We start from the raw sequence: 20,789 nt of genomic DNA on the forward strand, positions 1-20,789 counted from the left end.
GTAACCTCCTTGAACGGGTGTATCCAACTTATGCCCGAAAAATATCGATCATTGCATTGCTAGAAATCTGTCAGTGTTGTTCGACCTGGAGGAGGTAGACATGAGCAAGAACCGTGGCGTCGTTTATTTGCGGCCCGGGACAGTCGAAGTGCGTGATATTGAAGATCCAGCGTTAGCGGCACCGGACGGGAGGAAGCTGGAACATGCCGTTATATTGAAGGTGATCTCAACCAATATTTGTGGTTCGGATCAGCACATGGTTCGTGGACGCACCACAGCCATGCCCGGACTTGTACTTGGGCATGAAATCACTGGTGAAATCATCGAAAAGGGTAGCGATGTCGAGATGCTCGATGTGGGTGACATCGTTTCGGTGCCATTCAATGTCGCTTGCGGTCGTTGCCGTTGCTGTAAGTCTCAGGACACTGGCGTTTGCCTGACCGTTAATCCGTCTCGCGCAGGCGGTGCTTACGGATATGTTGATATGGGCGGCTGGATTGGCGGGCAGGCCCGCTACGTCATGATACCCTATGCTGACTTCAATCTGCTGAAGTTTCCTGATCGCGAACAGGCGATGGAAAAAATCCGTGACCTTACCATGCTTTCTGATATCTTGCCGACCGGCTTTCATGGTGCGGTCAAGGCTGGAGTCGGGGTTGGCTCGGTTGTGTATGTCGCGGGCGCAGGGCCAGTCGGTCTTGCTGCCGCCGCATCCGCACGCATTCTAGGTGCTGCGGTCGTCATGATCGGCGATTTCAATAAGGAGCGCCTTGATCACGCACGGAAAGTGGGGTTTGAGCCTATCGATCTTTCAGCAAGTGACCGTCTCGGTGATATGATTGCAGAGGTCACTGGCAGCAATGAGGTTGATAGTGCAATTGATGCAGTTGGTTTCGAGGCGCGCGGTCATAGCGGTGGCGAACAGCCGGCAATTGTGCTGAACCAGATGATGGAAATAACCCGTCCTGCAGGGGCAATCGGTATTCCGGGACTCTATGTCACTGAAGATCCCGGCGCCGTCGATAATGCCGCGAAACAAGGCAGTCTGTCGCTGCGCTTCGGTCTCGGTTGGGCCAAGGCACAGTCATTCCATACAGGCCAGACACCTGTTTTGAAATATAATCGTCAGTTGATGCAGGCTATCCTCCACGGACGCCTGAATATCGCCGAGATTGTCAACGCTCAGGTCATATCGCTTGAGGATGCGGCGAAGGGCTATGAGAGCTTCGATCAGGGCGCGGCGAAGAAGTTCGTTCTCGATCCGCATGGGCTTGTGGGCAAGGCTGCCTGATACATATTTATTCTAATGCGGGTGAAAGGGCGCTCCGATGAGCGCCCTTTTTATTGATATGGCAATAAATCTGTGACGTTACAGTTTCTATCGGACGGTATGGCGGTCACAGTCTTGCAGTCCATGTCATGAACATCGCTGTAAGCGGTGAAAAGCCGACGAAGACGGTCGGGAAGATGCTGGTCATGGAATCGTCGATTGGGCGCTGTTTGCAGCTTTATGCAAGACACCGGCCAAGTAGCCTGAATATTGATGGAATATACCGCGTCCAACGAGTGTTCACTGATGGGCGGTTCTTGACTATCGCGGCATGACACATCGGGACTGGAAAAGGCTTCCCAGGACTTGCTGTTTTGACTGGATTATCATGACAATTTTTCAGTATAATAAGACAATTCGTGATATGTCATGATGGAGTCGGTGGACGTATGTGGGAACCCATATTGGAAATGCGCAAGGGAGCCACCAAACACCGGCTTTTGACGGATAGAATTGTCGATGATATCGAGAAGGGCATTCTCTTGCCCGCCACGCGCATGCCCACTCATCGCGATCTGGCTCACAAGCTTGGGCTTTCAGTGCAGACGGTCAGTATCAGCTACAAAGAGGCGGAACGGCGTGGTTATCTGCGCGGCGAGGTTGGCCGGGGAACCTATGTCTGCAACCGTGTGACGGAGCGAGCGGACCGGTTCATGCTGGACCGGGATCCGAGCGGGACAGCGGATCTGTCGATTATTCGGGCCGTCTATACAGAAGCACATGAGAATGCCTCACGTCGCTTGCTGGAAGAAATGAGCCAATCGGACAATGCAGGCTTCATGCGTCCATGTCGTCCAATTGCGGGGCTGGATCGACATCGTGCTGTCGCGCGAGATTGGCTGCGCAGCTTATCTGTAGACGTTGATCCGGGGCGGATCATCATCACAAACGGTGCTGCACATGGATTGTTTCTTGCTGTCGCTGCTGTCGTCCAGCCAGGGGAGGTGGTGCTCACGGAAAGCCTGACCGACCATGGCATTATCGGTCTTGCCAATGTGCTTGGGTTCACTCTGCGCGGGCTCCCGATCGACGAACAGGGCATTTTACCGGATGCGTTTGAAACTGCCTGCAAGATTGGTGACGTCCGTGCACTTGTGATGATCCCTACACTCGGCAATCCAACCAGCCATCTGATGAGAACCGAACGCCGTATCGCTATTTCCGAAATCGCTCGACGATATAATGTCTGCGTTATAGAGGATGAAGTTTACAAGCCTATTCTCGAAGATAAACTGCCATCAATGCCGGAACTTTTGCCGGAGTTGGGCTTCTTTGTAACGAGCTTCACCAAAACGGTCATGACGGGATTGCGTACGGGTTATCTTGTTGTTCCGACACACTATTCCATTCGGGTTACATCCATTCTTCGTGTAACGAGCTGGAGCGGTGTCAACCTTATGGCTGAGATGGCCAGTCGCTGGATCGAAGATGGTACGGCTGCGGAACTTATTGACATTCAGCGCAGCGAGTTGCGATCCCGTCAGGCACAAGTGACCGACATTCTGGGGCCACTCGTGGCAGGCAGCAATCCGCTTTCTCTATGCGCCTGGCTGAAAATTCCTCGCAACTGGTCTGAGGATGGGTTGGTGCGCGCGCTTGCCAGCAAAGGCGTTGCGGTCACGCCGTCCGATCCCTTTGTGGCTGGTGCAGATCGAGGAAGCGGGGGCATCCGGGTCTGTCTTGGCGGACGGCTTTCGCGTTTGGCTTTGCAGACGTCGCTTGAGACGATCCGTGAGACTTTTGCCCAACTGCCGCCTGTCTATGATGTAGGATCAATTGCCTAGTCGATTGATTAGAGCATAATCCGACCGGAGTGAAACGAGGATCGATAAGATTATGCTTAAAATAAAATAGGTTGGAGCCGATCTGATTCAATCAGATCGAAATGCGCTCTAAAGTACCGACTGCAAGAACTCCTTGGTCCGTGCTTCCGTTGGAGACTGGAATATCTGCTCCGGCGTGCCTTGCTCGCAAATGCGGCCTTTATCGAAAAAGCAAACGCGGTCAGAGACTTCGCGGGCAAATCGCATTTCATGCGTGACAAGAAGCATGGTCAGATCATGTTCCTGCGCCAGCCCCCGAATGACGGAAAGCACTTCACCTACTAACTGCGGGTCAAGTGCGGATGTCGGTTCATCGAACAACAGGACGCGCGGGCGCATGGCAAGCGAGCGAGCGATAGCGACACGTTGCTGCTGACCTCCCGAAAGCTGTGAAGGATAATGATCCTTCTTGTCAGTCAACCCTACAAGCGACAATAAGTCGAGCGCACGAGCTTCCGCCTCGCTACGCTTCATGCCCAGAACATGAACCGGGGCCTCGATGATATTACGCAGCACCGACATATGCGGAAACAGATTGAAGCTCTGGAACACCATGCCGACATGCGATCGGATCTTGCGCAAATGGCCGTCACTCGCCTGAAATTGTCCTTTGCCGTTCGGCTCATGATAGGACATATCGGCGAGTTCAAGTGTGCCTTCCTGAAACGGTTCCAGTGTCATGAGAATACGGAGCACCGTCGACTTTCCTGATCCCGAAGGGCCGATGAGTGTCACTTTCTCGCCGGTTTTTACCGAAAAGTTGAAGCGATCCAGCACTGTCAGTGCTCCGAAGCGCTTGGTTACGTCCTGAAAGCGGATAATTTCCTGGGTCATTTGAGAGCGATCCCGTTTTTTGGAAGTGTGCGTTCGAGCAGGCGTATGAGCGCCGAACAAATTAGAGTCAGCACAAGGAAGATCAGCCCGACCATCGACAGCGGCACTAAATATTCGAAGGTACGGTCGCCGATCAAATTGGCGAGGTTCAGCATGTCGACAATGCTCACGACAGATAGAACCGGCGTCTCTTTCAGCATGGAAACGAGGTAATTACCCATGGCCGGAATGATCCGGGGAATGGCTTGCGGAATGACGATATCGCGATAGGTACGCCACGGTGTAAGATTCAAAGCGCGTGCCGCTTCCCACTGGCCTCGCGGGATGGCTTCGATGCCGCCGCGATAAACTTCCGAGGTGTAGGCTGAATATTGAAGGCCAAGTGCCAGAGCGCCTGTCAGGAAGGCAGGCAGAATAATGCCGTAGACCGGCAGCACATAGTAGAGGAAAAACAACTGCACCAGCAGCGGTGTGTCGCGCAGGAACTCCACCACAACGGCTGTCGGCCAGGATATGATCTTATATGGGCTGCGGCGCAGCAGTGCGAAAACGAGACCGAGCACCAGCGCAATTGCGAAACCGGTGGCAGCAGCCTTCAACGTTACGGTCAGACCGATTGCGAGAATTGGCAGAATGGAAATCGCGAAGGAAAGTGTGGACGAGGTGTCCCAGGCATAGCCGTAGATCATGCGAAACCTCCAGCCATGGTCTGGCGTCTCAGGCGCCGCTCCAGCCAGCGAATGGCAGCGGCAAGCATGAGCGCCATCGCAAAATAGCCGAGCAGGGTCAGCGAATAGATTGTCACGCTGTCGAGGGTCAGATTGCGCAAGCGTTGAGCCTGGAAGGTCAGGTCGCTGATCGCAATCAGCGAGGCAAGCGCGGTATCCTTGAGATTGTGGATTGCAAGGTTACCGAAGGCCGGCATCATTTCGACCACCGCCTGCGGCAGGATGACGTGAAACAGGGTATGCCCCTTGCTGAAATTGAGTGCGCGTGCGGCTTCGTGCTGTGCTTCGGGAACAGCCTGCAAGGCGCCGCGCACCACTTCCGCGCCATAGGCGCCGATGTTGAGGCCAAGCCCCATGATGCCCGTCGTGATCGGATCGAACGAAATGCCGATCAACGGCAAGGCATAGTAGAGCCAGAACAGTTGCACGAGCAGAGACGTCCCGCGGAATATCTCGATATAGATCACCGCAATCGTGGATAGGACCGGCCCGCCGGCGAAACGGGCAATCCCGGCTGCAAATGCCAGTATAGTGCCGATGGCCATCGAACTGAGGGCAAGAATGGCGGTGATTTGCGCCCCCTTGAAAAGGGCGGGAAGATATTCCGTCCAGTGCATATGGTCGTCTCCCGGTTGAGATGAGACAATGCCCGCCGAGCCGCTGGCCGGTTCGGCGGGCCGCAAATCGATTTACTTTGCGTTGCAGAGGCTGGCCGTATCCACGGTTCTTGCAGCTTCTACGCTTTCTTCGCTAAGCCCGTAGTTCATCAGGATTTTCTTGTAGTCATCGGTCTTTTTGAATTCGATAAGTTCCTTGTTGAAGGCCTCATAGAATTCCTTGTCTTCCGGGCGGAAGCTGAAAGCGCCGAAGCTTCTGGCGGATTTGCCGTCGACAACCGGATCGGTGAATGGGTGCGCCTGTTCCAGTTCCGGTGAATTATCGACCAGTTTGGCCACCGTCAGCTCGGTCGCCGCATAGGCGTCGGCGCGCCCGGTCTGGACCGTTGATGGCGCGTCGGCATTGCCCTGGATCATGACGATCTGCGATTCATCAATGCCCATTCCATGCAGGAAATCGATCTGGTCCGCGCCGGAAACGATCGCGACTTTCAGCGATGGGTCCTTCTTGATGTCTTCATAGGAATGAATGTTCTTCGGGTTTCCCTTGGGAACCAGAAGGCCCTCACCGTAACTCGAATTCGCAACGGTGAACTGCACCTGCCTGCAGCGATCGGGCAGGACGTTTTGCTCTGCGGCAACGAATTCGAACCGCTTCGCCTTCAGGCCGGGAATGAGCGAGCCGAACGGAGTAACTGTCCAGTCGATTTCCTCGATGCCGAGTTTCTTGAAGATTGCAGCCGCGACATCAGGGCCGATGCCCTTGGCCGCGCCGCTTTCGTCCATGTAGCCATAGGGGACTTCGTTGGCTGTCGCTCCGCGAACGAAGCCCGCACTCTTGAGATCGTCGACCGTGACGGCCTGTGACGGAAGCGTGAGAGCGAGAACCGCAGCTGTCGAAAACAGGGCGGAAATCGTATGAAGTTTCATGCGCATCGTGTTCACTCCTCTTTATGAATGCCGGTTGTTTTTGCCCGGCTTGTCGGTGGCTGGTATTGATCGGTTTACTTCGAGGCAGGCTCCTTACTGATCGTGGCAATGACCGACAGGCAGTCGCCCATCTTGATGAGACCGGGAAAATGCCGGGCCGCAAGAACGCCGTCGAGCGCTGCGCGGTATTCCTGCGGAGCCACGCCGGTGCGGGCGACGGTATGAACGCGCGCAATGAGGTCGCCTTTGCGTAACTCCGTACCGAGATCGACCAAAGGCTCGAGCAGGCCTTCCGTATCGGCAAAGCCGAAACATTCCTGCGACGGCATATCAAGCCATGTCGTGGGGGATAGCTCCATTTCCCCTTGCAGAATGCCTGCATGACGCAAAAGGTTGCGGATGCCGCGTTTGGCTATGGAGGCCGTGCGGGCGGAAATCGTGCCGCCGCCGGAAAGCTCGGTCGTGACGAATACCTTGCCCGCTTCTTCCGCTATCGTATCGTACATGCCGACAGCGTCGATCTCGATCATCCGCATGGAGAAAGGTGCCGAAAAGGCTTTGACGGCCGCAAAACAGCGAGCTTCCTGTGCTGTGTCGGGCAAGGCGTGTGCGGCGGCATAAGGCAGGAAATCGAGCGTTCGCCCACCGGAATGAAAATCCATGACGATATCGGCTGCGGGCAGAAGGTAGCGGGTGAAATAATCGGCAATCTTTTCTGTGACGGTGCCATCCGGGCGCCCCGGAAAACTGCGGTTGAGGTTGCCCTTGTCAATGGGGGATGTGCGCGTTCCCGCCAGAAAGGCAGGAAAGTTCATTGCAGGAACGATGATGACCCGTCCGCTGATCTCTTCAGGCTTCAGATTGGCGGCGAGATCGTAGAGAGCGACCGGGCCTTCATATTCGTCGCCGTGATTGGCTCCGGTCAGCAGGGCCGTTGGACCATCGCCGTTGCGGATCACGCAGATGGGCAGCATCAGCGATCCCCAGGCGGAATCGTCCCTCGACCATGGCAGCCGCAAATGCCCGTGCTGCACGCCGTCGCGGTCGAGATCGACGGTCGGCGTGATCGGGGAGGGACGTGAGGGAGGCGAGGTGTGCATCATCGCGGCGTCCTAATCCTTGACCACGAGCTTGCGCGGCACATTCGACAGGCATTCCACGCCCGTTTCGGTGATCACGATGCTTTCGGTGATCTCCAGCCCCATGGTTTCCAGCCAGAGACCTGTCATGAAATGAAAGGTCATGCCGGGCTGCAATTCGGTGCGGTCGCCGGGGCGCAGGCTCATCGTGCGTTCGCCCCAATCGGGCGGATAGGACAGGCCGATGGAATAACCCGTCCGGTTGTCCTTGATGATTCCGTATTTCTTCAGCACGGCGAAGAAGCCGTTTGCGATGTCTTCGCATGTATTGCCGGGGCGGGCGGCGGCAAGTCCCGCCTCCATGCCTTCAAGCGTTGCCTTTTCGGCATCGAGAAATGCCTGCGTCGGCTTGCCGAGAAATACCGTGCGCGACAGCGGGCAATGGTAGCGTTTATAGCAACCGGCAATTTCGAAGAAGGTGCCTTCGCCGGTCTTCATCGGCAGATCGTTCCAGGTCAGATGCGGTGCTGATGCGTCGGGTCCGGAAGGCAGCAACGGCACAATGGCTGGATAATCGCCGCCGAAATCATCAACGCCGCGCGTGCCTGCATCGTAGATTTCAGCAACCAGATCGCATTTGCGCATGCCCGGCTCGATTTTGTCGACAATGCGCCGGTGCATGGCTTCAACGATGCGACCGGCCTTGCGCATATAGTCGATTTCCGTCGGGCTTTTGACGGCGCGCTGCCAGTTGACCAGTCCTTGCGCATCCATGAAGCGGGCATTCGGCAGGTGTTTCTGCAAAGCATGATGCGCGGCAGCTGTATACCAGTAATTGTCGAACTCGACGGCGATGGTTTTGTTAGCCCAGCCCTTTTCTTCCAGCATTGATGCCAGCAGATCCATGGGGTGTCGTTCCAGCGACTGCACATAATGATCGGGATAGCCGATAATATTGTCGTGGCTGAGCCATGCAGTGCGTTTCGCGCCGTTGCCATCCTGACCGCGACCGTACCAGATCGGCTCATCTTCCATCGAAAGCACAACGCATTGATGAACATAGAAGGACCAACCGTCATAGCCGGTGAGCCAATGCATATTGGAGGGGTCAGTGACGATGATAATATCGAAGCCTGCCTTCTCCATGGCGCGACGGGTTTTGGCTATTCGCTGATCGTATTCCGCGCGGGTGAAGTTGAGTTCCACACTCATCGACTGGCTCCTGCAGTTTTGGTTGAATCTATTTTCGCGCCTGCGTCGTGCAGGCTGGCACGCTCCGTTGCGAGGCGCGCTATCGCAGTGTCCTGAACACCTGTGCCCGTGAGGTCGCAGAAGGTTATGTCGTCTGCCTGCCGCTGGAATGCGGCGGCATCGAGAACGATTTGACCCAATTCTGGAAAGACGGTATCCGCTGCAATAATTCCCGCTGAAATTGCATGATGCAATTCACCCAGCCTGCGCGTCTGGGACAGGCTGTCGGCAACATAGATGATTGGGCGCCGGAACAGATCAGGATCGATCTCGTTCTTGTGTTCGGCATCCGAGCCCATCGCAGTGAGGTGCTGCCCCGGCGCCAGCCATTCTGCCTTGACGAGCGGGGTTTCCGACGGGGTTGTCGTGACGATGATGTCAGATCCGTCACAGGCCTCTTTTGCATCTGCGACCGCTTTGACCGCTATTCCCAGCCTTTCGGTCAGGGTTCGGGCGGCGTTCCCGGCATTTTCAAAGTTTCGAGCCCAAATCCTTGCTTCGCGGATGGAACGCACGAGCGTCAATGCTTCAAGCTGCATTGCTGCCTGCATCCCCGCGCCGAAGATGGTGGCCACATGGGCGTCTTCCCGCGCCAGATATTTTGCGGCGACAGCGCCGGCAGCCGCAGTGCGCACATCGGTCAGATAGCCATTATCCAGCAACAGTGCTTCGATAAGCCCGGTCTTAGCCGAAAACTGGATCATCAGCCCATTGGTGGACGAAAGGCCGATGGAAGGATTGTTGAAGAAGCCGGGACTTACCTTGATGGCGAAACTGTCAAGCCCCGGAATATAGGCCGTCTTCACGTCAACTTCGCCACGTTCGGCGGGGATATCCAGTCGAAGAATGGGCGGCATGCTGACGCCGCCGCTGGCGAGGGCCCGAAAAGCACCTTCCACGCAAGCCACACTTTCAAGGTCGAGAGATATGATCTGTCGCAGATCTGCTTCCGTCAGAATTCTCATCTCGGCCATCAGCCTGCCCTCCGATAGCGATCTTCCACGATTGCGCGATGCTGTTCTGGATCGATATTGCGACCCGAGATAATGATGGCGGTTGCTCCCGTTGGCTGGACCTTGCCGCTCAACAAGGCAGCAATGCCGACCGCTGCCGCGCCTTCGATGATTTCGCCTTCCTGCGTCGCTGCATGTCTGATCCCGGCGGCAATCTCCTCTTCGTCAAGCAGGACCACGTCGTCCAGCAAGGCGCGGCACATGGCGAAAGTCCAATGATTGTCCAGCCCGATGCCGCCGCCCAGTGAATCCGCCAGTGTTTCCAGTTCCTCGACATTGATCGGCTTGCCGGCTTTGAGACTGGCATCCATGGCTGCTCCACGACACATCGAAATGCCGATCACGCGGATTGTGGGGCGCCGGGCTTTGACGGCTGCGGCGATACCGGCAGCAAGTCCCCCGCCCGAAAGAGGAATAAGGACCGTTTCCGTGGCCGGTTGGTCATCGATGATTTCCAGACCGATTGTGCCCTGTCCGGCAATAATGCGCGGATCGTCGAATGGCGGAATGACGTTCATTCCTTCTTCGCCGGCCAGTCGCGTGACCTCATCCATGGCGTCATCCTGCGATTTCCCGACGATACGCACGTCTGCGCCGAGATCGCGGATCGCATCGACCTTGTTGCGCGGCACCAGCGATGACAGGCAGATCGTAGCGCTCAATCCCTGTTGGGTCGCTGCGTGAGCAAGGGCGCGGCCATGATTGCCGGTTGAGGCGGTCACAACTCCGCGCTTGCGCTCTTCCGGCGGCAGGCTAAGGACGGCATTGGTCGCGCCGCGCAGCTTGAAGCTGCCGGTCGTCTGTCGATTTTCAAGTTTCAGATAAACTGGTGTCTCGACAAGTTCGCTGAGATATTCGGAACGCACGAGCGGCGTTCGCACGACAAGACCGTTCAGCCTGTCGCGCGCTGCTTCGATTTCCTCAAGACCAATCGTCTCATTAGTCGTTTTTGGCACGGCGCCGCCTCTCATAGCGTCATGGCAATGGGGAAAGCTGCGTCGAGTTTTGCCGAGTGCGGCAACGGATGAGCGGACAAAAGGCGCAATAATGCACCATGTGCGAAACCGTAAGGCCGCATCTTCGTTCCCCATATGCTTGATTTTTGTTCTTGTCCCTATGTGTGAAAGACCATGCCGATCATGTCAATGATTATATTGGATCATTACAATTTTGATCTGTAACGACTTTTCGACGCTTGAGCCTTGTCAGCGAAGCAGGGCCATGCCAATGAGAACAGGAATGTGTGCAGATGCTGGATCAACAAAATGAAAGCCGCCCTGAAGCTCGACGCCGTCGATTTGCGTATTCTCGAAGCCGTTCAGGAGAATGCGCGGATCACCAAGCTTGCCCTGGCGGAAAAGGTCGGGCTTTCTGCAACGCCTTGCTGGCTGCGACTGCGCAAACTGGAAGAGGCGGGCATCGTGACCGGCTATCACGCGCGCATTGCCTATCGAAAGATTGCCCCCATTGCGCATGTCATTGTGCAGATTACGCTTGGCAACCATCGCCAAAGCGATTTTGACAGGTTCGAGAGAGCCATCACAGCTATTCCTGAAATAGTGTCCTGCTGGTCAGTTGGCGGCGGTGTGGACTATTTCCTGATGATCGTGGCGCGCGATATCGACGGTTATCAGCGCCTGATTGACCGTCTTCTGGACCAGAACATCGGCATCGAGCGCTATTTCACTTATATCGTGACCAAACTGGTCAAGGACGAGAAGGCGAATGCACCCTTGGCCTTGTTCAAGGATGTCGTTAATTAGCCCAAACAGACTGTCTGGCTTTTCAATTTAGTCCAATCCATCCGTTCGTTGAGATGTCTTTGGTCCGAATCCCGAGCCATCCTGTGACAAACTTCTTCCTGAATTGGGAGAAGAACAATGAATGCCGTTCTGGATCATCCGATACAACATGACGGGCTTGGCAGGCTTCGCGACAAGCATCTTTTTCGCGAACTTGGCTATGTCGACAGGCGCTGGGTAGCAGGAGGAAAGGCTGAAACCTTCGCCGTTCTCGATCCTGCAACCGGCGGGCGGCTTGCGCGCGTGGCCAGTCTTGGCGAAGCGGAAACGACGCTTGCGATCGATGCTGCGGCAAGGGCGTTCCCGGCCTGGCGCAATCAGTTGCCGCAGGAAAGAGCTGCAATTTTACGCCGCTGGTTCGAGCTGGTTATGGCAAACCGCGAAGACCTCGCATTACTGATGACGCTGGAGCAGGGTAAGCCGCTGGCGGAATCGCGCGGCGAGATCGACTATGGCGCAGCCTTCATCGAATGGTTTGCCGAAGAGGCCAAGCGGCTCAATGGCGAAACCATACCGAGCCATCTGCCTAACGCCGAGATGCTCGTGCGCCGCGAGGCGCTGGGCGTCGTTGCGCTTGTTACGCCGTGGAATTTTCCGAACGCCATGATTACCCGCAAGGCAGCCGCGGCGATTGCCGCCGGTTGCCCGGTCGTCGTGCATCCGTCTTCCGAAACACCGCTGTCCGCGCTTGCCTTGGCTGAACTGGCCGAGCGTGCCGGAATGCCTGCGGGCATATTCAATGTGGTGACGGGCAAGGCCGCGCCAATTGTCGATGCATTGTGCCGCGATGAGCGCGTACGGGCGCTGAGCTTCACCGGTTCAACCGAGATCGGCAAGCTGATCGCCGCCAAATGCGCAAACACCATGAAACGGCTAGTCATGGAACTCGGCGGGCATGCACCTTTGATCGTCTTTGATGACGCCGATGTCGACCGGGCGGTCGATGTGGCCATGGCCGCAAAATTTGCGACCTCCGGTCAGGACTGCCTTGCTGCAAACCGTATCTTTGTCCAGCGCGGGATTTTGAAAGCCTTTACCGAGGCGTTTGCGGTGCGCATTGCGGCGCTGAAGGTCGGTAACGGGCTTGATCCCGATATCGAGATCGGGCCTCTGATGCATAGCCGCGCGGTCGACAAGGTCGACGATCATGTGCGGGACGCTGAGCAGCGGGGCAGTAAGGTGCTCGTCGGTGGCAAGCGGCTTGGAGAAAATACTCTGCTCTTCGAGCCTACATTGCTGGTCGATGTACCGGACGATGCGGCGATCATGCATGAAGAGACTTTTGGACCAATCGCTGCCGTCACGGTTTTTGATGATGAAGACGAAGCCATAGTGCGTGCCAATGCGACACAATACGGCCTCGTTGCCTATGTCGTAACGGCAAACGGCGCTCGGCAGCTCCGCATGGGACGTGCACTTGAATATGGAATGGTAGCCGTCAACCGCGCGAAGATCACCGGCGCACCGATCCCATTTGGCGGCTGGAAACATTCGGGCCTTGGCCGTGAGGGCTCCCATCAAGGCATCGAAGCCTTCACCGAACTCAAATATCTCTGCATCGATACCGCCGCGTGAAAGCATGGCCACAGGAAAGGAACATACTTATGTTGAACAATAGCAATGAACTTACTGCCTGGGATCGGGATCATTTCTTTCACCCCTCCACCCATATGGGCATGCATGCGCGTGGTGAAACGCCAACGCGGGTGCTGGAAGGCGGTGAGGGGGTCTATATCGCCGATGTGAACGGTCGCAGGAGCCTTGATGCCTTTGCGGGTCTTTATTGCGTCAATGTAGGTTATGGCCGCACGGAAATTGCGGATGCGATTGCCGAACAGGCGCGCAAGCTTGCCTATTATCATGCCTATGTCGGTCATGGCACGGAAGTGTCCATCACGCTCGCCAAGATGATTATCGACCGCGCGCCCGAACATATGAGCCGCGTTTACTTTGGTCTTTCGGGTTCGGACGCGAATGAAACCAACATTAAGCTGATCTGGTACTACAACAATATTCTGGGGCGCCCGGAAAAGAAGAAGATCATTTCACGGTGGCGCGGATATCACGGTTCGGGCATCATGACGGGCAGCATGACCGGGCTTGCAACCTTCCACAACGCATTCGATCTGCCGCGCGCGCCAATCCTGCATACGGAATCGCCCTATTACTTCCGCCGTGCGGATCGCTCGATGAGTGAAGAGCAGTTCTCGCAACATTGCGCTGACAAGCTTGAGGAAATGATCCTTGCAGAAGGTCCGGATACAATTGCAGCCTTCATTGGGGAGCCTGTTCTGGGCACAGGCGGTATTGTGCCGCCGCCGACCGGCTATTGGCAGAAGATTCAGGCCGTTCTTGATCGCTATGATATTCTGCTTGTTGCCGATGAGGTCGTTACAGGTTTCGGTCGTCTTGGCAGCATGTTCGGTTCCGATCACTATGGTATGAAACCGGACCTGATTACCATTGCCAAGGGCTTGACTTCGGCCTATGCACCGCTTTCCGGGTCTATTGTATCGGACCGTATGTGGCAGGTGCTGGTTCAGGGATCGGACAAGATGGGGCCAATCGGCCACGGCTGGACCTATTCCGCCCATCCGATCTGCGCAGCAGCAGGCGTCGCCAATCTCCAGCTTATCGATGAACTGAAGCTGGTTGAGAATGCTGGTTCCACAGGTGCTTATTTCCGCAAGGCGCTGCAGGATGTCCTTGGCGATCACAAACATGTCGGCGAAATTCGTGGTGAAGGGCTGATGGCGGCAATCGAATTCGTGGAAGATCGAGACGACCGCAAGTTCTTCGACCCATCGCTGAAAATCGGTGCGCAGATTTCAACGGCGCTCCTGGCCAATGGTGTGATCGGACGCGCCATGCCGGAAGGCGATATTCTGGGATTTGCGCCGCCACTTTGCCTTACGCTTGAGGAGGCAGACAAGGTTGTTGCGGCTACGAAAAAGGCGATCGATACCGTTTTTGCTTGAGCCACTGTCCCCGGGGCGTGTCTTCCGGGGACTATTTCCGTCAGGGTGACAGATGCAACTAGGTGACCAATCCGCCTGATGGATCGTTCATCACAAGATTTCACTTGCGTTGGTATGTGTCACCTTGCGGGCGGTAGTCAATCGGAGGCCGGAGTCGATGGAGTCCCGATTTCCGGATCTGTCTGTCCGTTGCCTCTCAGACATAAGGCGTCGGATTTGCAGCGGCCTTTTTCTTCGTTTGCAAAGCTTGGAAATGACCTTGCCGAACCCTTTCCTGCCGCCATATGTGTCAGTAAGCATTGAGAAGCGGTTCCTATGACAACAATCGACTTGAAGCGCATTTATGAGGCTCCTTCACCAGACGATGGTTACCGTGTGCTTGTAGACCGTGTTTGGCCGCGCGGTATGACGAAGGAAAAAGCGGATGTAGATCTTTGGGCCAAAGATATTGCACCATCGACCGATCTTCGTAAATGGTTCGGCCATGATCCCGAAAAATGGAATGATTTTCAAAAAAAGTATCGCGAGGAACTGGAGGGAAACAAGCAAGCGCTGAAGGATTTGATCGCCACTGCCAAGGCAAGGGGTGGCCGACTGACGCTGCTATACGGCGCGAAGGACGTAGAGCATAATCAGGCCGTCGTCTTGCATGAGTTCATGCAAACTCTGTAGGCAACTTCGAAATAGTACTGGGGCTGCGGCATCCTGCGATATTTTGCATTAAGATCAGCCAGTGTAATTTTCAAGAGCGCTTTGCGCCCTTCACCAGAGCTGCAAATATAAATATCCTGACATCTGCGACATGGTTCTTGTCGAACAGATTGGTGACGTTGAGGACGACATCCTAATTGTCTTCCTTGTAATCGAGCTTCAGATCGACAAGAGCTACTGCTGGCACTCATCGTGAGTCAGATCGAGGTGGGTGTCAGTCTCTACCTTCTTCAGGTGCTCCCAATGGAAATAGCTGACGAAACGGTCGTGCCTCGTCGAGCGCACGGGCATAACTCGGTCGCGCAAGCAGACGTTTGCGGTAGGCCCAAACGTTGGTGAATTTTTTTGGTATGGCATAGGTCCAATCTGCATAGAGCAGGGATGGTGCAGCAGCGCAATCGGCAAGGCTGAAATCATCGCCAGAGACCCACTCGCGTCCATCCATATGCCGGTCCAGAAATGTGTAGGCTGTATCGAACGCCGCTCGCCAGCGATTGCCGCCGTCGTCATGTTCACGACCAAGCGCAATATAAACAAGACGTTGTTGCGGATAATTTATGTAGTTATCGAAGAACCGATCCCACATTCGCACATCCGCACCGACAATAGGATCCGACGGGATCAATTGCTTGGTCTGGGGGTAGGCGGCTTCGAGATACTCGATGATACCTGTCGCTTCAAATATCAGTTTTCCGCTGTCCGTTAGAACTGGAAATTTACCGAAAGGCCAAAGTGCAGCGAACTCGCTCGCTATCGGTTCAGTACCGTCGAGTATTTTTGCTTCGAAGGCTATATCCTTTTCATAGAAGGCTGTTATCGCTTTCTGGCAGTACGATGAGAAGGGATGAAGGTAGAGTTTCAAGGTCATCATCGTCCTCCCAGACAGATGGCATATGAACTTCAATCACTATTGGCGCGATAGTCGGCACGATTAATGCCATGGCGCTGCATCTTATCGTAAAAGGTCTTTCGCGGAATGCCGAGCGCCTCGATTGTTTCCTGAACATTGCCATTGTGGGCAGCAAGCGTTTCGCGGATAAGGCTTTCTTCATAGCGCTCGAGCCGTTTGGGGAGGGGTTCTAGATCGCTAGCCATTGGCTGTGACGAATGTGCCGGCTTGGCAACGCCAAGCGCCACGCGGTCGGCGAAATGCGCCAGTTCGCGAACATTCCCTGGCCAGTTGTGGTTCATTAGATGGCGGTGTGTGGCGGCATCGATTACCGGCATATCGCGGCTGAAGCGCCTTGAAGCCCGCGTCAGAAAATGTGCGAAAAGCAATGGAATGTCGTCCCGCCTTTCTCTAAGCGGGGGGATGGAAAGAGTGACCACATTCAGCCGGTAATATAGATCTTCACGGAAGTCACCTCTCTGGACGCGATCGCCAAGATCGATCTTCGCGGCCGCCACGACGCGCAGATCAATCGGGCGAACCTCATTCGTACCGAGTGGAGTGATTTCTCGCATTTCGAGGACGCGCAGCAGTTTCACCTGTGTAGCTGCAGGCATGCTTTCAATTTCATCCAGAAACAGCGTGCCACCACTTGCATGTTCGATACGCCCTAGCCGTTTTTTCTGGGCTCCGGTGAACGCGCCTGCTTCGTGGCCGAATAATTCGCTTTCAATCACCGTTTCGGGCAATGCTCCACAATTTAGCGCCACAAAATTGCCTTTGCGGCGACGGCTCCAATCATGCAGCAACTGCGCCACGACTTCCTTGCCACTCCCAGTTTCGCCTGCCACCAGAACATCGACATCCGTGTCAGCTATATCGCGCAAAGTTCTGCGCAGATTTTCCATCGCAGGTGTCTGTCCAATCAGCGGCAGCTCGCCTTCTACATTATCGGCGGCTTCACGCAGCGCGCGGTTTTCAAGGATCAGCTGTCGCTTTTCCCAAGCGCGGCGGATGCTGTGGACGAGCCTGTCGGCTGCGAACGGCTTGGCAATGAAATCATATGCGCCGTTCTGAATGGCCTGCACGGCCATTGGAATATCACCGTGACCAGTAATCAGGATTACAGGCAGGTCTGGGTCAATCGCTTTGATCCGAACAAAAAACTGGAGACCATCGATCTGTGGCATCCGCACATCGGTAACGATGATGCCCTCATACTCGGACGTAACACTATTCAAAGCATCTTGGGCGTTTGAAAAATCAGCAACGTCGAAACCCGCAAGTTCAAGGGTCTGGCGGGTGGCTCGGCGAAGCGCCTTGTCGTCATCGACAAGAATGACCGACGGTGACTTATCCATCATGCTTTTCTCAGTTCAATGCGGAACGACGTGCCCATGGTGCTGCTTTCCGCGGATATGGTTCCGCCATAGTCGGTGACGATCTCCTTGACAATCACAAGGCCGAGGCCGAGCCCTTTTTCCTTTGATGTGTTGAAGGGAGAAAACAGATTGTCGCGAATATGTTGTGGCATACCCGGTCCGTTATCGGAGACTGTTATGATGACCTTGCTGTCGCTTTCGTGAGTGCGAACTTCTATACGCCCATTACTCTTTTTTGAATCAAGCGCTTCCAGCGCATTCTGGAACAAATTTATGAAAACCTGCTCCAACCTGATCGAGTGGCCGACTACCCGAATGTCAGACGGTGGTAACTCGATGTCGAGTTGGTCCATACGTCCGGAAAAACGGCTTCGTAACAATACGAGTGCGCCTGAAATGACTTGACGGAGCGAAATCGGTTCGGAGGGAGAGCGGCCTTTTCTCGCGAGTGCTTTCAGATCACCTGTGATTGTGCCGATACGATCTGTCAGCAAGGCGATTTCGTTGAGGTTTTCAGCTGCGTCTGAAAGGCGTTTCCTTTCGATGAAAGTTTTTGCGTTGTCTGCATAGGCACGAATGGTTGCAACCGGCTGGTTGATTTCATGAGCTACCCCCGCCGCCACTTGTCCCATAATGGCAAGCCGGTTGGCATGAACGAGATCTTGTTGCACACCTTGCAGCATTGTTTCGGTGCGGCGGTGATCGCTGATCTCGGCTTGCAGTCTGTCGCGTGCCAAACTGAGATCGCGGGTGCGTTCTTCAACGCGTTCTTCCAGTTCTGCCTGCGTACGACGGGCATCGGCAATGCGTGCCACGATCTTTTGTCTGCGCCTCAAAAGCAGTCCGCCGACCATCGCAGCAGCTGCCAGGGCGATGAAAGCGAACAAACGGGCTTCCCGTATGGCCGCAGGAATTTGCGGGCGAATTGGCGCAAGACTGTACATCTGCCAAGGGGTGGACGGTACAGCCGAACGGATAGCAAGAAAATCGGTATTACGGGCATTACCGGGCAACAACGCATCAATGAGCAGAACATCGTCGCCATCAATCGATTTCACCGACAGTGGTAAAGGACCCAAGGAAGCATCACCGAACTGGAGGCTGTCATGGATGGATTGAAGCTGTTCCTGGCCGATTGAACCAATGGTCATGAAGCGCCACGAAGGCAGGCTTGTGATCAGTACGATATTGCGCTCATCCGTTACGAAGGTCGGTCGCCCGGCATTGTTCCAGTCACTCTCTAGGCGGTCAAATTCCAGTTTGACGACGATCACGCCGAGCGGACCGGTCGGGCCATCGATGCGACGGGATATATATAGACCGGGGCGATTGCTGACATTGCCGAGCGCGAAATATTCAGCAGCACCATTCTTCAATGCATCGTGAAAATAGGGACGAAACTTATAATCGTTGCCGACAAAGCTGACTGGTCCGCGCCAGTTGCTGGCAGCAATAGCAATGCCATCCATGCCCACAAGGTAGATGACAGCTGCCTGCGTGCCTTCAGCCAGCGTTTCGAGTTTTTCGTTCAACGGATTGATCGTTGCGGATGTTTTGTCCTGTAGCGCCGTTTCCAGCGCCTCATCCTTGGATAGCACCAGAGGCAGCGCACGCTGCTTGTCGAGAACGGCGCGCAACAAAGCAGTGTTGAGGTTCGCATCGATCCTTGCCTGTTCGCTCAGTGCGAGGACGGCTTTGTCTCGCGCTATATCGCCGACAACCCAGAAAGCAAGCGCGAAAGCTACAGCCCAAAACAATCCAAACAACGCCCAGGTCCGGCGGTTGGAGTGTGTGGAGTGGGCGTGGATGTCCGCGGTTGAAGGGTCTAAACTCATCATCCTATTGTGCATTAATTCACACACATTAGGAACAGGATTGTGCGGATAACCGCACATTTTTTCAGATTTAATTACCGTATCCAGTAATAAATATAATAAAAACAATATGTTATGTAAATTTCAGCGAACTGGCACGGACATTGCAATCAATACCGTCAACAGCGGCTCGATCCGCTGGAGTTTGAGACTGAAAGGCTCGGGAGGTTGGACGAAGTTCCATGCTGGGCCACACGGAGGACATCATGATTGCAGTGTCGACAGGTGCGGCCGCCGAGCCGCGCAGCCCAATCCCTTTTTACAAGCATCTTTATGTGCAGGTATTGGTGGCCATTGCTGCCGGTATTCTGCTTGGCCATTTTTATCCAGAACTAGGCACGCAGCTGAAGCCGCTTGGCGATGCGTTCATCAAACTCGTGAAGATGATTATCGCGCCTGTTATTTTCCTGACCGTCGCTACCGGTATTGCCGGAATGACCGATATGAAGAAGGTCGGTCGCGTTGCTGGCAAGGCAATGATCTACTTCCTGACATTCTCGACGCTTGCCCTGATCATCGGGCTAATCGTTGCGAATGTTGTGCAACCGGGGGCTGGAATGCATATCGATCCGGCTTCGCTCGATCCGAAAGCGGTTGCGAACTACGCCGCCAAGGCACATGAGCAGAGCATCACTGGCTTTCTCAGCAACATCATCCCGACGACGATTGTCGGTGCATTCGCGGACGGCGACATTCTACAGGTGCTGTTTTTCTCGGTCCTGTTCGGTATCGCGCTGGCTCTGGTCGGCGACAAGGGCAAGCCTGTCACCGATTTTCTTCATGTTCTGACCGCACCTGTTTTCAAACTGGTTGCGATCCTCATGAAAGCTGCTCCGATCGGTGCGTTTGGTGCCATGGCATTCACCATCGGTAAGTATGGCATTGGTTCGATTGCCAATCTTGCGCTCCTGATCGGCACATTTTATTTCACCTCGCTGTTATTTGTGCTTGTTGTTCTGGGAGCGGTCGCTCGTTACAATGGTTTCTCGATCATTGCGCTTATTCGTTATATCAAGGAAGAGTTGCTTCTGGTTCTGGGGACGTCATCTTCAGAAGCGGCGCTTCCCGCGCTTATGGATAAGATGGAGAAGGCGGGCTGCAAGCGTTCAGTTGTCGGCCTCGTCATTCCAACCGGTTACTCGTTCAATCTCGACGGCACCAATATTTACATGACGCTGGCCGCACTTTTCATAGCGCAGGCGACGGATATTCCACTGTCACTGAGTGATCAGATTCTGCTTTTGCTGGTGGCGATGCTCAGTTCCAAGGGTGCTGCCGGCATCACGGGTGCAGGTTTCATCACGCTGGCCGCCACATTGTCTGTCGTGCCAGCCGTTCCAGTAGCGGGTATGGCCTTGATCCTTGGTATCGACCGTTTCATGTCGGAATGCCGGGCTCTGACCAATCTCGTTGGCAATGCGGTGGCAACCATCGTCGTGGCTCGTTGGGAAAACGAACTCGATACTGACAAGCTCGCTGCAGCAATGAATGGAGCGCCTCTTATTACGGATATTGTTCCACAGCTGGAACCTGCCGAATAATTCACCT

Annotated in this window: 18 protein-coding genes; 7 read left to right on the plus strand and 11 right to left on the minus strand. The window is 55.0% G+C overall.

Going from position 1 to position 20,789, the window contains the following annotated elements; translation table 11 throughout:
• The first annotated feature begins 100 nt into the window (after positions 1 to 100).
• Together fdhA and ehuR are read left to right on the plus strand one after the other, a co-directional pair.
• Complete coding sequence (gene fdhA / locus JNC70_RS11935; protein WP_104754465.1) at positions 101 to 1,291, plus strand: formaldehyde dehydrogenase, glutathione-independent; 1,191 nt, start codon at positions 101 to 103, stop codon at positions 1,289 to 1,291.
• Between the two features lie 428 nt (positions 1,292 to 1,719).
• Entirely contained in the window at positions 1,720 to 3,114 is a 1,395-nt protein-coding gene (gene ehuR, locus JNC70_RS11940; RefSeq protein ID WP_104754466.1) for a MocR-like ectoine utilization transcription factor EhuR, read from the plus strand.
• A gap of 108 nt (positions 3,115 to 3,222) precedes the next feature.
• On the opposite strand, the gene ehuA is transcribed toward ehuR, so the two are convergent.
• From ehuA to eutB, 8 genes are all read right to left on the minus strand, one after another.
• On the minus strand, positions 3,223 to 3,987 hold the full coding sequence (gene ehuA, locus JNC70_RS11945) for an ectoine/hydroxyectoine ABC transporter ATP-binding protein EhuA (RefSeq protein ID WP_104754467.1): 765 nt from the start codon (positions 3,985 to 3,987) through the stop codon (positions 3,223 to 3,225).
• Complete coding sequence (gene ehuD, locus JNC70_RS11950) at positions 3,984 to 4,676, minus strand: ectoine/hydroxyectoine ABC transporter permease subunit EhuD (RefSeq protein WP_104754468.1); 693 nt, start codon at positions 4,674 to 4,676, stop codon at positions 3,984 to 3,986. Before ehuD ends, ehuA begins: the two co-directional genes overlap by 4 nt.
• Entirely contained in the window at positions 4,673 to 5,332 is a 660-nt protein-coding gene (gene ehuC / locus JNC70_RS11955) for an ectoine/hydroxyectoine ABC transporter permease subunit EhuC (protein ID WP_104754469.1), read from the minus strand. Before ehuC ends, ehuD begins: the two co-directional genes overlap by 4 nt.
• Before the next feature lie 72 nt (positions 5,333 to 5,404).
• Entirely contained in the window at positions 5,405 to 6,268 is an 864-nt protein-coding gene (ehuB, locus tag JNC70_RS11960) for an ectoine/hydroxyectoine ABC transporter substrate-binding protein EhuB (RefSeq protein ID WP_104754470.1), read from the minus strand.
• A 68-nt stretch (positions 6,269 to 6,336) separates the two neighbouring features.
• Positions 6,337 to 7,365, minus strand: a complete 1,029-nt coding sequence (gene doeB, locus JNC70_RS11965) for a N(2)-acetyl-L-2,4-diaminobutanoate deacetylase DoeB (protein ID WP_104754471.1) — start codon at positions 7,363 to 7,365, stop codon at positions 6,337 to 6,339.
• Positions 7,366 to 7,374: 9 nt separating this feature from the next.
• Positions 7,375 to 8,553, minus strand: coding sequence for an ectoine hydrolase DoeA (gene doeA / locus JNC70_RS11970; protein WP_104754472.1), 1,179 nt, complete (start codon positions 8,551 to 8,553; stop codon positions 7,375 to 7,377).
• Positions 8,550 to 9,566 (minus strand): cyclodeaminase, encoded by a 1,017-nt coding sequence (locus JNC70_RS11975; protein ID WP_104754473.1) that lies wholly within the window; start codon positions 9,564 to 9,566, stop codon positions 8,550 to 8,552. Before JNC70_RS11975 ends, doeA begins: the two co-directional genes overlap by 4 nt.
• Positions 9,566 to 10,576, minus strand: coding sequence for a hydroxyectoine utilization dehydratase EutB (gene eutB / locus JNC70_RS11980; protein ID WP_167394022.1), 1,011 nt, complete (start codon positions 10,574 to 10,576; stop codon positions 9,566 to 9,568). The genes JNC70_RS11975 and eutB overlap by 1 nt, the downstream gene beginning before the upstream one ends.
• Positions 10,577 to 10,882: 306 nt before the next feature.
• On the opposite strand from eutB, the gene JNC70_RS11985 reads away from it, so the two are divergent.
• From JNC70_RS11985 to JNC70_RS12000, 4 genes are all read left to right on the plus strand, one after another.
• Positions 10,883 to 11,368 carry an Lrp/AsnC family transcriptional regulator gene (locus JNC70_RS11985; RefSeq protein WP_208623430.1) on the plus strand — a complete coding sequence of 162 codons (486 nt, stop codon included), beginning with the start codon at positions 10,883 to 10,885 and terminating at the stop codon, positions 11,366 to 11,368.
• 117 nt (positions 11,369 to 11,485) lie between these two features.
• A complete protein-coding gene (locus JNC70_RS11990; RefSeq protein ID WP_104754476.1) occupies positions 11,486 to 12,982 on the plus strand; it encodes an NAD-dependent succinate-semialdehyde dehydrogenase in 1,497 nt (498 codons plus the stop codon).
• 29 nt (positions 12,983 to 13,011) lie between these two features.
• Complete coding sequence (locus JNC70_RS11995; protein WP_104754477.1) at positions 13,012 to 14,385, plus strand: aspartate aminotransferase family protein; 1,374 nt, start codon at positions 13,012 to 13,014, stop codon at positions 14,383 to 14,385.
• A gap of 315 nt (positions 14,386 to 14,700) precedes the next feature.
• On the plus strand, positions 14,701 to 15,057 hold the full coding sequence (locus JNC70_RS12000) for a DUF488 domain-containing protein (RefSeq protein ID WP_104754478.1): 357 nt from the start codon (positions 14,701 to 14,703) through the stop codon (positions 15,055 to 15,057).
• Positions 15,058 to 15,310: 253 nt separating this feature from the next.
• Here JNC70_RS12000 and JNC70_RS12005 read toward each other — a convergent pair whose 3' ends face one another.
• The 3 genes from JNC70_RS12005 to JNC70_RS12015 are packed head-to-tail and all read right to left on the minus strand — an operon-like array spanning position 15,311 to position 19,217.
• On the minus strand, positions 15,311 to 15,964 hold the full coding sequence (locus JNC70_RS12005; RefSeq protein WP_104754479.1) for a glutathione S-transferase family protein: 654 nt from the start codon (positions 15,962 to 15,964) through the stop codon (positions 15,311 to 15,313).
• 32 nt (positions 15,965 to 15,996) lie between these two features.
• Entirely contained in the window at positions 15,997 to 17,346 is a 1,350-nt protein-coding gene (locus tag JNC70_RS12010; protein ID WP_208623431.1) for a sigma-54-dependent transcriptional regulator, read from the minus strand.
• Positions 17,346 to 19,217, minus strand: a complete 1,872-nt coding sequence (locus tag JNC70_RS12015; RefSeq protein WP_374788595.1) for a sensor histidine kinase — start codon at positions 19,215 to 19,217, stop codon at positions 17,346 to 17,348. The genes JNC70_RS12010 and JNC70_RS12015 overlap by 1 nt, the downstream gene beginning before the upstream one ends.
• A 230-nt stretch (positions 19,218 to 19,447) precedes the next feature.
• Here JNC70_RS12015 and JNC70_RS12020 point away from each other — a divergent pair, with 230 nt between their 5' ends.
• Positions 19,448 to 20,782 carry a dicarboxylate/amino acid:cation symporter gene (locus tag JNC70_RS12020; RefSeq protein ID WP_104754602.1) on the plus strand — a complete coding sequence of 445 codons (1,335 nt, stop codon included), beginning with the start codon at positions 19,448 to 19,450 and terminating at the stop codon, positions 20,780 to 20,782.
• Positions 20,783 to 20,789: the final 7 nt, after the last annotated feature.

This window comes from Brucella oryzae, from assembly GCF_041929965.1.
Classification (GTDB): Bacteria; Pseudomonadota; Alphaproteobacteria; order Rhizobiales; family Rhizobiaceae; genus Brucella; species Brucella oryzae.

Bases quoted from the DNA above. Each gene is read 5' to 3' on its own strand.
- fdhA (WP_104754465.1), top strand. From the start codon at position 101: ATGAGCAAGAACCGTGGCGTCGTTTATTTGCGGCCCGGGACAGTCGAA.
- ehuR (WP_104754466.1), top strand. From the start codon at position 1,720: ATGTGGGAACCCATATTGGAAATGCGCAAGGGAGCCACCAAACACCGG.
- ehuA (WP_104754467.1), bottom strand. From the start codon at position 3,987: ATGACCCAGGAAATTATCCGCTTTCAGGACGTAACCAAGCGCTTCGGA.
- ehuD (WP_104754468.1), bottom strand. From the start codon at position 4,676: ATGATCTACGGCTATGCCTGGGACACCTCGTCCACACTTTCCTTCGCG.
- ehuC (WP_104754469.1), bottom strand. From the start codon at position 5,332: ATGCACTGGACGGAATATCTTCCCGCCCTTTTCAAGGGGGCGCAAATC.
- ehuB (WP_104754470.1), bottom strand. From the start codon at position 6,268: ATGCGCATGAAACTTCATACGATTTCCGCCCTGTTTTCGACAGCTGCG.
- doeB (WP_104754471.1), bottom strand. From the start codon at position 7,365: ATGATGCACACCTCGCCTCCCTCACGTCCCTCCCCGATCACGCCGACC.
- doeA (WP_104754472.1), bottom strand. From the start codon at position 8,553: ATGAGTGTGGAACTCAACTTCACCCGCGCGGAATACGATCAGCGAATA.
- JNC70_RS11975 (WP_104754473.1), bottom strand. From the start codon at position 9,566: ATGGCCGAGATGAGAATTCTGACGGAAGCAGATCTGCGACAGATCATA.
- eutB (WP_167394022.1), bottom strand. From the start codon at position 10,576: ATGAGAGGCGGCGCCGTGCCAAAAACGACTAATGAGACGATTGGTCTT.
- JNC70_RS11990 (WP_104754476.1), top strand. From the start codon at position 11,486: ATGAATGCCGTTCTGGATCATCCGATACAACATGACGGGCTTGGCAGG.
- JNC70_RS11995 (WP_104754477.1), top strand. From the start codon at position 13,012: ATGTTGAACAATAGCAATGAACTTACTGCCTGGGATCGGGATCATTTC.
- JNC70_RS12000 (WP_104754478.1), top strand. From the start codon at position 14,701: ATGACAACAATCGACTTGAAGCGCATTTATGAGGCTCCTTCACCAGAC.
- JNC70_RS12005 (WP_104754479.1), bottom strand. From the start codon at position 15,964: ATGACCTTGAAACTCTACCTTCATCCCTTCTCATCGTACTGCCAGAAA.
- JNC70_RS12010 (WP_208623431.1), bottom strand. From the start codon at position 17,346: ATGGATAAGTCACCGTCGGTCATTCTTGTCGATGACGACAAGGCGCTT.
- JNC70_RS12015 (WP_374788595.1), bottom strand. From the start codon at position 19,217: ATGCACAATAGGATGATGAGTTTAGACCCTTCAACCGCGGACATCCAC.
- JNC70_RS12020 (WP_104754602.1), top strand. From the start codon at position 19,448: ATGATTGCAGTGTCGACAGGTGCGGCCGCCGAGCCGCGCAGCCCAATC.